This window comes from Streptomyces sp. PTL18 (assembly GCF_059510295.1).
This window is the reverse complement of record NZ_JCAJZO010000008.1, coordinates 111,993-124,287: the sequence shown is the minus strand read 5'-3', so window position 1 is coordinate 124,287 and position 12,295 is coordinate 111,993. Positions and strand designations below refer to the sequence as shown.

General features: G+C 71.4%; 11 protein-coding genes and 1 riboswitch. Of the genes, 4 read left to right on the top strand and 7 right to left on the bottom strand.

Going from position 1 to position 12,295, the window contains the following annotated elements:
* Positions 1 to 179: 179 nt before the first annotated feature.
* From groL to thrC, 4 genes are all read right to left on the bottom strand, one after another.
* A complete protein-coding gene (groL, locus tag AC5WS8_RS17695) occupies positions 180 to 1,805 on the bottom strand; it encodes a chaperonin GroEL (RefSeq protein WP_496104352.1) in 1,626 nt (541 codons plus the stop codon).
* A gap of 407 nt (positions 1,806 to 2,212) precedes the next feature.
* Positions 2,213 to 2,416 (bottom strand): cold-shock protein, encoded by a 204-nt coding sequence (locus tag AC5WS8_RS17690; RefSeq protein WP_004986573.1) that lies wholly within the window; start codon positions 2,414 to 2,416, stop codon positions 2,213 to 2,215.
* Positions 2,417 to 2,865: 449 nt separating this feature from the next.
* Positions 2,866 to 3,141, bottom strand: a complete 276-nt coding sequence (locus AC5WS8_RS17685) for a MoaD/ThiS family protein (protein WP_363213747.1) — start codon at positions 3,139 to 3,141, stop codon at positions 2,866 to 2,868.
* Between the two features lie 51 nt (positions 3,142 to 3,192).
* The gene (gene thrC / locus AC5WS8_RS17680; protein ID WP_496104351.1) at positions 3,193 to 4,473 is read right to left on the bottom strand and encodes a threonine synthase; all 1,281 of its coding nucleotides are present in this window, start codon (positions 4,471 to 4,473) and stop codon (positions 3,193 to 3,195) included.
* An 18-nt stretch (positions 4,474 to 4,491) separates the two neighbouring features.
* Positions 4,492 to 4,648: riboswitch (SAM riboswitch) on the bottom strand.
* Between the two features lie 193 nt (positions 4,649 to 4,841).
* On the opposite strand from thrC, the gene AC5WS8_RS17675 reads away from it, so the two are divergent.
* Together AC5WS8_RS17675 and AC5WS8_RS17670 are read left to right on the top strand one after the other, a co-directional pair.
* Positions 4,842 to 5,786: a glucosyl-3-phosphoglycerate synthase gene (locus AC5WS8_RS17675; protein WP_496104350.1), complete on the top strand. Its 945-nt coding sequence runs from the start codon at positions 4,842 to 4,844 to the stop codon at positions 5,784 to 5,786.
* Positions 5,787 to 5,891: 105 nt separating this feature from the next.
* On the top strand, positions 5,892 to 7,325 hold the full coding sequence (locus tag AC5WS8_RS17670) for an alpha,alpha-trehalose-phosphate synthase (UDP-forming) (protein WP_496104349.1): 1,434 nt from the start codon (positions 5,892 to 5,894) through the stop codon (positions 7,323 to 7,325).
* 6 nt (positions 7,326 to 7,331) lie between these two features.
* On the opposite strand, the gene otsB is transcribed toward AC5WS8_RS17670, so the two are convergent.
* From otsB to AC5WS8_RS17655, 3 genes are all read right to left on the bottom strand, one after another.
* Positions 7,332 to 8,177: a trehalose-phosphatase gene (otsB, locus tag AC5WS8_RS17665; protein ID WP_496104348.1), complete on the bottom strand. Its 846-nt coding sequence runs from the start codon at positions 8,175 to 8,177 to the stop codon at positions 7,332 to 7,334.
* Positions 8,178 to 8,384: 207 nt separating this feature from the next.
* Positions 8,385 to 8,612 (bottom strand): DUF3263 domain-containing protein, encoded by a 228-nt coding sequence (locus AC5WS8_RS17660; protein ID WP_496104347.1) that lies wholly within the window; start codon positions 8,610 to 8,612, stop codon positions 8,385 to 8,387.
* 49 nt (positions 8,613 to 8,661) lie between these two features.
* Positions 8,662 to 9,954 (bottom strand): ABC transporter substrate-binding protein, encoded by a 1,293-nt coding sequence (locus tag AC5WS8_RS17655; protein WP_496104346.1) that lies wholly within the window; start codon positions 9,952 to 9,954, stop codon positions 8,662 to 8,664.
* A 105-nt stretch (positions 9,955 to 10,059) separates the two neighbouring features.
* Here AC5WS8_RS17655 and AC5WS8_RS17650 point away from each other — a divergent pair, with 105 nt between their 5' ends.
* Both AC5WS8_RS17650 and nagA read left to right on the top strand, forming a co-directional pair.
* Positions 10,060 to 11,004, top strand: a complete 945-nt coding sequence (locus AC5WS8_RS17650; protein WP_496104345.1) for an ROK family protein — start codon at positions 10,060 to 10,062, stop codon at positions 11,002 to 11,004.
* Complete coding sequence (gene nagA / locus AC5WS8_RS17645) at positions 11,004 to 12,146, top strand: N-acetylglucosamine-6-phosphate deacetylase (RefSeq protein WP_496104344.1); 1,143 nt, start codon at positions 11,004 to 11,006, stop codon at positions 12,144 to 12,146. The genes AC5WS8_RS17650 and nagA overlap by 1 nt, the downstream gene beginning before the upstream one ends.
* Positions 12,147 to 12,295: the final 149 nt, after the last annotated feature.

The following is a 12,295-nucleotide window of genomic DNA, read 5'->3' as shown; positions in this document are numbered from 1 at the left end:
TGTTGACCGCTCGGTATGTGCGTGCGCATTTTTGCAGCTACTGAAGCAACCGCCCGTGCGGTGACCCACATTCCCGGCCCGGTGGCCGGACTCTGTGATCCCGGACACGCCCGAGGGCGGCACCCCCTGTCACGGACAGGGGGTGCCGCCCTCGGAGAGGACAGGCTGATCCGGCCGGATCAGAAGTCCATGTCACCGCCCGGCATGCCGCCACCGGCAGGCGCGGCGGCCTTCTCCGGCTTGTCGGCGATGACGGCCTCGGTGGTGAGGAACAGCGCGGCGATGGAGGCGGCGTTCTGCAGCGCGGAACGGGTCACCTTCGCCGGGTCGATGATGCCCTGGGCGATCATGTCCACGTACTCGCCGGTCGCGGCGTTCAGGCCGTGGCCCGGGGTGAGGTTGCGGACCTTCTCCACCACGACGCCGCCCTCGAGGCCGGCGTTGACGGCGATCTGGGTCAGCGGGGCGGTCAGAGCCTTGCGGACGATCTCGGCGCCGACGGCCTCGTCGCCCTCGAGCTCCAGCTTCTCGAAGGAGTTCTGCGCCGCCTGGACCAGGGCCACGCCACCACCGGCGACGATGCCCTCCTCGACGGCCGCCTTCGCGTTGCGGACGGCGTCCTCGATGCGGTGCTTGCGCTCCTTGAGCTCCACCTCGGTCGCGGCACCGGCCTTGATGACGGCCACGCCGCCAGCGAGCTTCGCCAGGCGCTCCTGCAGCTTCTCGCGGTCGTAGTCGGAGTCGCTGTTCTCGATCTCGGCGCGGATCTGGTTGACGCGGCCGGAGACCTGGTCGGCGGAGCCGGCACCGTCGACGATGGTGGTCTCGTCCTTGGTGATGACGACCTTGCGGGCGCGGCCCAGGAGGTCCAGGGTCGCGTTCTCCAGCTTGAGGCCGACCTCCTCGGAGATGACCTCGCCGCCCGTGAGGATGGCGATGTCGCCGAGCATGGCCTTGCGGCGGTCGCCGAAGCCCGGGGCCTTGACGGCGACGGACTTGAAGGTGCCGCGGATCTTGTTGACGACCAGGGTCGACAGGGCCTCGCCCTCGACGTCCTCGGCGATGATCAGCAGCGGCTTGCCCGACTGCATGACCTTCTCCAGCAGCGGGAGCAGGTCCTTGACCGAGGAGATCTTGGAGTTGGCGATCAGGATGTACGGGTCGTCGAGGACGGCCTCCATACGCTCCATGTCGGTGGCGAAGTACGCCGAGATGTAGCCCTTGTCGAAGCGCATGCCCTCGGTGAGCTCCAGCTCCAGACCGAAGGTCTGCGACTCCTCGACGGTGATGACGCCTTCCTTGCCGACCTTGTCCATGGCCTCGGCGATCAGCTCGCCGATCTGGGTGTCGGCGGCGGAGATGGAGGCCGTGGAGGCGATCTGCTCCTTGGTCTCGACGTCCTTGGCCTGCTCGAGCAGCGAGGCGGAGACGGCCTCGACGGCCTTCTCGATACCGCGCTTCAGGGCCATCGGGTTGGCACCGGCGGCCACGTTGCGCAGGCCCTCGCGGACCAGCGCCTGGGCGAGCACGGTCGCGGTGGTCGTACCGTCGCCGGCGACGTCGTCCGTCTTCTTGGCGACTTCCTTGACCAGCTCGGCGCCGATCTTCTCGTACGGGTCCTCGAGCTCGATCTCCTTGGCGATGGAGACACCGTCGTTGGTGATCGTGGGGGCGCCCCACTTCTTCTCGAGGACGACGTTGCGGCCCTTGGGGCCGAGGGTCACCTTGACGGCGTCCGCGAGCTGGTTCATGCCGCGCTCGAGGCCGCGCCGCGCCTCCTCGTCGAACGCGATGATCTTGGCCATGTGAAGTGGTCCCTCCAGGACTGGGGGTGATTACTTCGGACCGCGCCCGCGCCCGCGACGGACGGCCCCGGCCGGAGGTTCCTTGCCCCACCCGGTCCGCGGCCTCACCGACCCGGTCCTTCTGTTGTCACTCTCACCTTCAGAGTGCTAACGCCAATGATTAGCACTCGCACCGTCCGAGTGCAAGGCGCTCCCGCGAAGCGGGCTCGTCGAGGGGTGGTGGTCGGGTGACGGGCGGGCGCGGGCGGCCCCGAGGAGAGGAGGAGGTGAACGCCGCGGTGCGCCCCCTGCCGGCGCCCGTCCCGGAGCGGTGCCCGAGCAGGTCCCGGACAGACCGAGGGGCCCGCATCCCGGACGGGATGCGGGCCCCTCGACACGTCGGACAGTGCAGTCGTCGGCGCGTTGTATCAGGCGGTCACGCGGACCATGTCCGCCTGCGGGCCCTTCTGACCCTGCGAGATCTCGAACTCGACCCGCTGGCCCTCTTCCAGGGTGCGGTAGCCGTCCATCTGGATCGCGCTGTAGTGGACGAAGACGTCCGCACCACCGTCGACCGCGATGAAGCCGTACCCCTTCTCCGCGTTGAACCACTTGACGGTGCCCTGAGCCATGCCTAACTCCCCTATTACTGGCCCTTGCACGGATCCACACTTCGCGGATCCGGGTCAGACCTCACCCCCCAACGGTTGGGGGCGTGCGCCGGAACGCGTCGACCGCGGCTGAATGTATCTGTCCAACTGCCCTCTGCAACAGGTCAATCGGACGAGAATTCGGGGTGCGACCGGTCGGGAATGTGCCGAGAATTCACCCGATTTCAGGGCAAGTCGGGCCCGGCAAAGGGAACGAATGGCGCAAAAGCCCTGCACACTTTGGCTGTTTCTCGTCGGGTGCGCGGCATCCGATCGCGGCCCCGGAGGGGAAGACCGGGAGCGTGTTCCCCAACTGTACCGCGCTCAACCATGCAGAATTGCCCCCTCCGTTTCTCTCACGGAGAGGGCAATTCGATGAACGGGGAGTGACGCACGTTACCGAGGGTAATGACGGTGCGTCCGAACGACCGTCAGCCGCCCGCCACCGCGGGGATGATGGAGACGCCCGCGCCGTCCGGTGTGGCGGTCTGGAGACCCTGCTCGAAGCGGACGTCGTCGTCGTTCACGTACACGTTGACGAAGCGGCGCAGCTTGCCCTGGTCGTCCAGCACCCGGGCGGCGATGCCGGTGTGGTTCTTCTCCAGGTCCTCGATGACCTCGGCGAGGGTCGCGCCCTCGGCGGCGACCTCGGCCCGGCCGCCGGTGTAGGTGCGCAGGATGGTGGGGATGCGGACGGTGACGCTCATAGGGGGTGACCTCCGGTCGGGGTGCGGCTGGCGGGTGGGGCGGTGAGGAGGTCAGACGAGACCGGCCTCGCGGAAGGACTCGAGGGTGGGACGGATCGTCGCGGTCGGACCGGTGCCGGCCACCGCGTCCAGCGTCTTCAGACCGTCCCCCGTGTTGAGGACGACCGTCGTCTTCGCCGGGTCGAGGACGCCGTTCTCGATCAGCTTGCGCGTGACGCCGACGGTCACGCCGCCCGCCGTCTCGGCGAAGATGCCCTCGGTGCGCGCCAGCAGCTTGATGGCGTCGACGATCTGCTCGTCCGTCACGTCCTCCACGGCACCGCCCGTGCGGCGCGCGATGTCCAGGACGTACGGGCCGTCGGCCGGGTTGCCGATCGCCAGCGACTTGGCGATGGTGTTCGGCTTCTGCGGCCGCACCACGTCGTGGCCCGCCTTGTACGCCACCGACACCGGTGAGCAGCCCTCGGCCTGCGCGCCGAAGATCTTGTACGGCTTGTCCTCGACGAGCCCGAGCCGGATCAGCTCCTGCAGGCCCTTGTCGATCTTCGTCAGCTGCGAGCCGGAGGCGATCGGCACCACGATCTGGTCCGGCAGCTCCCAGCCGAGCTGCTCGGCGATCTCGTACGCCAGGGTCTTGGAACCCTCCGCGTAGTACGGCCGCAGGTTGACGTTGACGAAGCCCCAGCCCTCGCCGGCCGGGTCGCCGATCAGCTCCGAGCAGAAGCGGTTCACGTCGTCGTAGTTGCCCTCGATGCCGACGAGCTCGCCGCCGTAGACCGCGGCCATGACGACCTTGCCCTGCTCCAGGTCGTGCGGGATGAACACGCAGGAGCGGAAGCCGGCCCGGGCCGCCGCGGCGCCGACCGCGCCCGCGAGGTTGCCGGTGGAGGAGCAGGACAGGGTGGTGAAGCCGAAGGCGCGCGCTGCCTCCAGCGCCTGGGCGACCACGCGGTCCTTGAAGGAGTGCGTCGGGTTACCGGAGTCGTCCTTCACATACAACCCGCCGGTGACGCCCAGCTCGCGCGCCAGGTTGTCGGCCTTGACGAGCTTGGTCCAGCCAGGGTTGAGGTTCGGCTTGTCGGCGACGTCCGCCGGGACCGGCAGCAGCGGCGCGTAGCGCCAGATGTTCGCGGGGCCCGCCTCGATCCGCTTCCGCAGTTCCTCGGTGCCGTAGCCGGAGAAGTCGTAGGCGACCTCGAGGGGACCGAAACACTCCTCGCAGGCGAAGACCGGGCCGAGCGGCACCCGGTGGCCGCACTCGCGGCAGGACAGGCCCGCGGCGGGTCCGAGGTTCACGGAGTCGGTGGTGCTTGCAACGGTCTGCACAGCCATGTCAGGCGAGGCCCTTTCTCCTCATCTTCCCCACGACGCACCTCGCCGTGAGACGGAATTGGCACCTTCCCTAGCCGGGAGCCTCGCGGAGACGATCAACAGTGATCTACGAGAGCCGGCTGGAGGGTTGCCGGGGCTTCATCGGGCCGTGTCCCTCTGCCCCTCTGGATGAGCTGTATGTGATTGTTTCGCCGGCGCGGGCCGCGGTGGGCCCCGACATGCGATGGTCACCGGCGTTGTTCAAGACTGTAACCGACGGCCGGGAGAGTTGAGATAGTCGTCCGAACCGCGAGACGGATCACAAGAGAGACCCGTTCGACCGTCCCCGACTCACCCCCACCCCGTAGGAACGTGAGGAGCCGCTGACCGTGCTGGAAGAAGTCGAGCGCTGGCTGAGCACCCGCTCCTGGTCCGTCACCGACCGCCCGCTCCACCAGATCATGGCCGCGAAGCGCGCCTCGGGCTCCTCGGTCAGCGTCGTGCTGCCCGCGCTCAACGAGGAGGAGACGGTCGGCGAGATCGTCTCCGTCATCCGCCACGACCTCGTGCGTCAGGTCCCGCTGGTCGACGAGATCGTCGTCGTCGACTCCGGCTCCACCGACCGCACCTCCCAGGTCGCCGCCGCGGCCGGCGCGAGGGTCGTGCACCGCGACACGATCCTGCCGCGCATTCCGGCCGTGCCCGGCAAGGGCGAGGTGCTGTGGCGCTCCCTGCTCGTCACCGGCGGGGACATCGTCTGCTTCGTCGACGCGGACCTGAAGGAGTTCTCGTCGGACTTCGTGACCGGGATCGTGGGCCCGCTGCTCACCGACCCGGGCGTGGACCTGGTGAAGGCGATGTACGACCGGCCGCTCGCGGGGGCGGCGGGGCAGGGCGGCCGGGTCACGGAACTGATGGCGCGCCCGCTGCTCAACATGCACTGGCCGCAGCTCGCCGGATTCGTCCAGCCGCTCGGCGGCGAGTACGCGGCCCGCCGCTCCCTGCTGGAACGGCTCCCCTTCCCGGTCGGGTACGGCGTCGAGCTGGGCATGCTGGTGGACGCGCTGCACCTGGTGGGCCTGGACGCGCTGGCCCAGGTCGACGTGGGGGTGCGCAAGCACCGCCACCAGGACGGTCAGGCGCTCGGCCGGATGGCCGCCGCGATCTACCGCACGGCCCAGCTCCGCCTGGCCCGCGGCCATCTGATCCGCCCGGCCCTCACCCAGTTCGAACGCGGGTCGGACGGCTTCGAGCCCCGGACGTACTCCGTGGACACCGAGGAGAGGCCGCCGATGGCGCAGATCGCGGAGTACACGGAACGGAAAGCGGCCTGAACCGTGCTCGCCCGGGCGACCGGGCGACCGGACGTGGCGGAGACCATTCCGCATACGGCCGAACCGTACGTTTGAGCGTTTTCCGCTCGGGCTAGGTTTCGTGGCATGGCTTCCACGCAGCACGCGCACGGCGCCCGCATCCTCGTCGCCTCCAACCGTGGCCCCGTCTCGTACACGCTGGACGGGTCCGGGCAGCTCACCGCCAAGCGCGGCGGAGGCGGCCTGGTGTCGGGCCTGTCGGCGATCGGCCCGGACGCGGACGCCGTATGGGTGTGTGCGGCCCTCGACGACGGCGACCGCGAGGCCGTACGCCGCACGGGTGGCGCGCTGGATCCGGCCGACACCGGAGGCCGGCGGGTCCGGATGCTCGACATCGCGCCGGACGTGCACGCGGACGCGTACAACGGCATCGCGAACTCGGTGCTGTGGTTCGTGCACCACATGCTCTACCAGACGCCGCTGGAGCCGGTCTTCGGCCGGGAGTTCCGGCGTCAGTGGGCGTCGTACGAGGCGTACAACCGGGCGTTCGCCGAGGCGCTCGCCCAGGAGGCGGCCGAGGGCGCGGCGGTGCTGATCCAGGACTACCACCTCGCTCTGGCCCCCGGCATGCTCCGCGAACTCCGCCCCGACCTGCGGATCGGCCACTTCTCCCACACGCCGTGGGCCCCGCCGGACTACTTCCGCCTGCTGCCCGACGACATCGCGGCGCAGGTGCTGCGCGGCATTCTGGGCGCGGACCGGGCGGCGTTCCTCACCCGGCGCTGGGCGGACGCGTTCACCGCGTGCTGCGAGGCGCTCGTCGGCGGGCTCGGGGACACGCGGATCGGGGTGCACGGTCTGGGTGCGGACGCCGAGTTCCTGCGCAGGCGGGCGCACCAGCCGGACGTGGACGAGCGGATGGCGATCCTGCGGGAGCAGATCGGGACGGCACCCGACGGCCGCCCGCGCAGGGCGATCGTGCGGGTGGACCGCACGGAGCTGTCGAAGAACATCGTGCGGGGCCTGCTGGCGTACGAGGAGCTGCTGGAGTCCCACCCCGAGTGGTGCGAACGGGTGGTGCACGTGGCGTTCGCCTACCCGTCCCGGCAGGACCTGGCCGTCTACCGGGACTACACGGCGGAGGTCCAGCGGGTGGCCGCGGAGATCAACGAGCGGTACGGGACACCGGGCTGGGTACCGGTCGAGATGCACGTCAAGGACGACTTCGCGCGCTCCCTGGCCGCGTACCGGCTCGCCGACGTGGCCCTCGTGAACCCCATCCGGGACGGCATGAACCTGGTCGCCAAGGAGGTCCCGGTCCTCTCCGACGAGGGCTGCGCCCTGGTGCTGTCCCGGGAGGCCGGGGCGCACGAGGAGCTGGGCGACGACGCGGTGACGGTGAACCCGTACGACATCGGGGGCACGGCGGCCGCGCTCCACGCCGCGCTGTCGATGCCGGCGGACGAGCGGGCGGAGCGCGCCAAGCGGCTGGCCGCGCAGGCCACGGCGCTTCCGCCCGCCCGGTGGTTCCTGGATCAGTTGGCCGCGCTGGAGGCCTAGAGCTCCCTACGCCAGCCTCTGTGCCAACGACCTCAGGAGCTGCACCACCCCTGCCGGGCCGTCGACCACCACGTCCGCCCGCTTCGCCAGGTCCGTGACCTCGTCGCTGCCGCTGCAGACCAGGAGGCCGGGGACGCCGTCGGAGCGGAGTTTGTCGACGGCGGCGAAGGCGGACAGATCGCCCAGGTCGTCGCCCGCGTACAGGACCGCTTCGGCGCCGGTCTCACGGACGTACTCCGTGAGGGCCACCCCCTTGTCCATGCCCGGCGGGCGCAGTTCCAGGACCATGCGGCCGGGTTCGACGATCAGGCCGTGGCGGGCGGCCAGGGCGGCGAGGGGTTCGCGCAGGGCCTCGAAGGCGGCCTGCGGGTCCTCGGCGCGGCGGGTGTGGACGGCGACGGCGCGGCCCTTCTCCTCGATCCAGGTGCCGCGCCAGGCGCCGATCCCGTCGAGGAGACCGGGGAGTTCGGCGCGGACGGCGGCGACTCCGGGGTGGGGGGCCGGAGCGGTGACGGTGCCGGTGCGGGCGTCCCAGCGTTCGGCGCCGTAGTGGCCGAGGACGACGAGGTGGTCGAGTCCGGGGACGCCCGCGAAGCCACCGTTGCGGACGGCGACGCCGGCGGGACGGCCGGTGACCACCGCGACGGAGGCGACCTTCGGGGCGAGGGCCGCGAGGGCGGGGACCGCGTCCGGATGGGCGCGGGCCTGGTCGGGGTCGGGGACGATCGGGGCGAGCGTCCCGTCGAAGTCGAAGGCGAGGACGGCCCGTTCGGGCCGCGCGAGGATGGCGTCGAGACCGTCACGCCCCGCCGGAGTGGCGGGTGTCGGCAAGGAGTCCGTGTGGCTGCCCATGGGTCCGACCCTATCGGCGCCCAGCCGGGCGCACCCACGGGTCATGGGGGCGCGCCGGGCGCGCGCCCCCATGACCCGCGCGGCCGACGGGCGATCCGCCCGGGGTGCGGGGCGCCGATCCGCCCCGGCCCCCGATCGACGACCAGGCCCCGATCGACGACCGGGCCCCGATCGACGACCGGCCCGGATCGCGAGCGGGTGGCGCGTTCAGCGTTCCGCGCGGCGCGCCTCCCGGACGCGGCGGAGACGGTTGACGGTGACCGGGGCGTGGGCGAGGGCCCTGGGGTCGTCCAGGAGGGCGTTGAGCAGCTGGTAGTAGCGGACGGGGGCGAGGCCGAGCTCCTCGCGTACGGCCCGCTCCTTGGCCCCCGGCCCGGAGAAACCGCGGCCCTCCAGGGCCAGGATGGCCTTCTCTCTCGGGTTCAGGTCGTCCATGCCGGAACCGTAACCGGTGGGTCCGACACACTCCCCCGCGTGCCTGCCGTCAGCGGGCCGCGTTGTCCGCCGTCACGGCCGCCCGCTGCAGCTGGCCCAGGATCGCCGCCGGGCTCGCGTCCGGGCCGACCGCCTTGCCTATCTGCTGCTTTATGTCCGCGCTGACCCTCGCCCACGACGTCTTGCCGACCGGGTACAGCTCCGCGGTCGGCAGCTCCTGCAGGAACGGCTCCAGATCCCGGTCCCCGGACGACTGCGCCATGGCCTCCTGCGCGGAGGTGGTCACGGGCAGCAGGTCGTACTCGCGGGAGAAGGACAGCACGTTCTTCTCGCTGTACACGTAGTCGAGGAACTCACGGATCTGGTCCTGGTGACCGTGCTGCCGGAACGCCATCATCCAGTCCGCCACGCCCATGGTCGACTTCGCCCGGCCGTTGATCCCGGGCATCGGCACCATGCCGAACTTCACGCCCTTCTCCCGCGCCATCTTCATCAGGGACGGGTGGCCGTTCAGCATGCCCACCTCGCCGCGCGTGAACGCGGCGAAGGCGTCGGCGCGGTTCAGCTGCCCCGGGGCCACCGGGCCCGTCAGGCCCTTGCCCACCAGGTTGTCCTTCAGCCAGGTGAAGGTGGCCACGTTCTGCGGGGAGTCGAGGGCGTAGGAGCCGAAGCCGTCCAGGTAGCCGTCACCGCCGCTGAGCAGCCACTGCATCGTCTCCGCCTGCGCCTCCTCGGGGCCCAGCGGCAGCGCGTACGGGTACTTCACGCCCTTGGCCTTGAGCAGCTGCGCGTCCGTCGCGAGGTCGCTCCAGCTCTGGGGCGGGGTGGTGATGCCGGCCTCGGAGAACAGCGCCTTGTTGTAGAAGAGGATCCGTGTGGAGGCGGCGAACGGCATGCCGTACTGGGTCCGGTTCACCTTGCCGGCGTCGCTCAGCTCCGAGGCGAAGTCCGCCTGGACGGGGATCGAGAGGACGTCGTCGGCCGGGTACAGCCTGCCCGCCGCCGCGTAGTCCGCGTACGCCCCGATCTGCGCGATGTCCGGGGCGTCGCCCCGGTCCACCATCTCCCTGACCTTGCGGTCGACGTCGTTCCAGGAGTAGACGCTGACGTCGACCTTGATCCCGGGGTGCTCCGCCTCGAAGTCCTTGACCAGCTGGTCCCAGTATTTGCCGGAACTGTTCGCCGAGGAGTCCCCGTAGTCCGCGGCCACCAGCCGCAGGGTGACGTCCCCGGAGCCCACCGCACCCGCGCAGCTCGCCAGGGCTCCGGTCATGCCGAGAGCGGACACCGCCGCGATCAGCCCCCTGCCCCATGTCGTCCTGTGCGTCACGCGTCGCTGCACTTGCTCTCGTCCTGCCGTCTCGTCATGCGGAATATCCAAAACATAAGGTCTACACCACCCGGAGTGGACTAGACCTCTCCGGGGTGCAGGGGCGACACTGTTCCCGTGAGACATGTCATCGCCCTCGATGTGGGCGGCACCGGGATGAAGGCCGCCCTGGTCGGGGCCGGAGGCGAGCTGCTGCACCGGGCGCGCCGGGCCACCGGACGCGAGCGCGGGCCGGACGCCGTGGTGGAGTCGGTGCTCGCCTTCGCCGGCGAGCTGCGCGCCCACGGCGAGCGCCACCTGGGCGAACCCGCGGCCGCGGCCGGCGTCGCCGTCCCCGGGATCGTGGACGCCGAGCGCGGCATCGCCGCCTACTCGGCGAACCTGGGCTGGCGCGATGTGCCGCTGCGGGAGCTGCTGAGCCGCCGGCTCGACGGGGTGCCCGTGGCGCTCGGGCACGACGTGCGCACCGGCGGACTCGCCGAGGGGCGCCTCGGCGCGGGCATGGGGGCGGACCGGTTCCTGTTCGTGCCGCTCGGCACCGGCATCGCGGGCGCCATCGGCATCGGCGGCCGGGTCGAGGCCGGGGCGCACGGCTTCGCGGGCGAGATCGGCCACATCGTCGTACGGCCCGAGGGGATGCCGTGTCCGTGCGGACAGCGCGGCTGTCTGGAGCGGTACGCGTCCGCGGCCGCCGTGGGCAAGGCGTGGGCCGAGGCGGCCGGGGTCCCGGAGGCGGACGCCGCCGACTGCGCGAAGGCCGTGGCGTCCGGGGATCCGCGGGCGCGGCAGGTCTGGCAGGGCGCCGTGGACGCCCTCGCCGACGGCCTGGTGACCGCACTCACCCTGCTGGACCCGCGAACCCTGATCATCGGCGGCGGGCTCGCCGAGGCGGGGGACACGTTGTTCACACCGCTGCGGGCGGCCGTGCGCCGGCGCGTGACCTTCCAGAAACTGCCCCCGATCGTCCCCGCCGCGCTGGGGGATGCGGCCGGATGCCTGGGTGCCGGGCTTCTGGCCTGGGATCTCCTCGAAACCACCGACCCTGCGGAGGTAACCGTCTGATGGCCACCACGAAGGTTCTCACCGGCGCCCGGGTGGTACTGCCCGGCGGGGTCGTGGACGACGGCCGCCTGGTCGTCGAGGGCACGCGCATCGCCGCGTCCGCGCCCGAGAGCGCCGAGACCGTCGACGTACGCGGCCACTGGCTGGTCCCCGGCTTCGTGGACATCCACAACCACGGCGGCGGCGGTGCGTCCTTCTCCGGGCCGGCCGACGACGTCCTGAGGGCCCTGCGCACCCACCGCGAGCACGGCACCACCACGCTCGTCGCCTCCACCGTCACCGACGACATGGACGTCCTCGTCCAGCAGGCCGGGCTGCTGTCGGAGCTGGCCGAGCAGGGGGACCTCGCCGGCATCCACTTCGAGGGGCCGTTCATCTCGCCGTGCCGCAAGGGCGCCCACTCCGAGGCGCTGCTGCGCGACCCCGACCCGGCGGAGGTGCGCAAGCTGATCGACGCCGCGCGCGGCCGGGCCGCGATGGTGACGCTCGCGACCGAACGGCCCGGCGGTCTGGACTCCGTACGACTGCTCGTCGAGCACGGCGTGATCGCGGCGGTCGGGCACACGGACGCGACGTACGAGCAGACGGTCCAGGCCATCGACGCGGGCGCCACGGTCGCCACCCACCTGTTCAACGCGATGCCGCAGCTCGGCCACCGCGCCCCCGGCCCCGTCGCCGCTCTCCTGGAGGACGAGCGGGTCACGGTGGAGCTGATCGACGACGGTGTCCATCTGCACCCGGCGGCGCTGCGGCTGGCGTTCCGTCATGCGGGCGCGGGACGCGTGGCGTTCATCACGGACGCCATGGACGCGGCCGGCATCGGGGACGGGCGGTACATGCTCGGCCCGCTCGAGGTCGAGGTCCGCGAGGGGGTGGCCCGGCTGGTGGAGGGCGGCTCGATCGCGGGTTCGACGCTCACTCTGGACCGCGCGTTCCGCCGGGCGGTCACCGTGGACGGGCTGCCGGTGCAGGACGTGGTCAGGGCCGTCTCGGCCAACCCCGCGAAGCTGCTCGGCGTCGACGACCGGGTGGGCTCCCTGGAGCCCGGCAAGGACGCCGACCTGGTGCTGCTGGACGACGGCTTCCGCCTCAGGGGTGTGATGCGCCGCGGCGAGTGGGTGGTCGATCCCCAACTGGGGTGATTCATCCGTTTGTTGGCATACGGCCGTCGAACCCGGGGCTGGGCCGACCGCCGACTCTTTTGGCATGATCGTGCCTCCGCAACCGCCGACGGCAGGCGCATTCCCGGTCCGGGCCCACGGACCGCGCCGCCCCGACTCTCGAGGGAGGT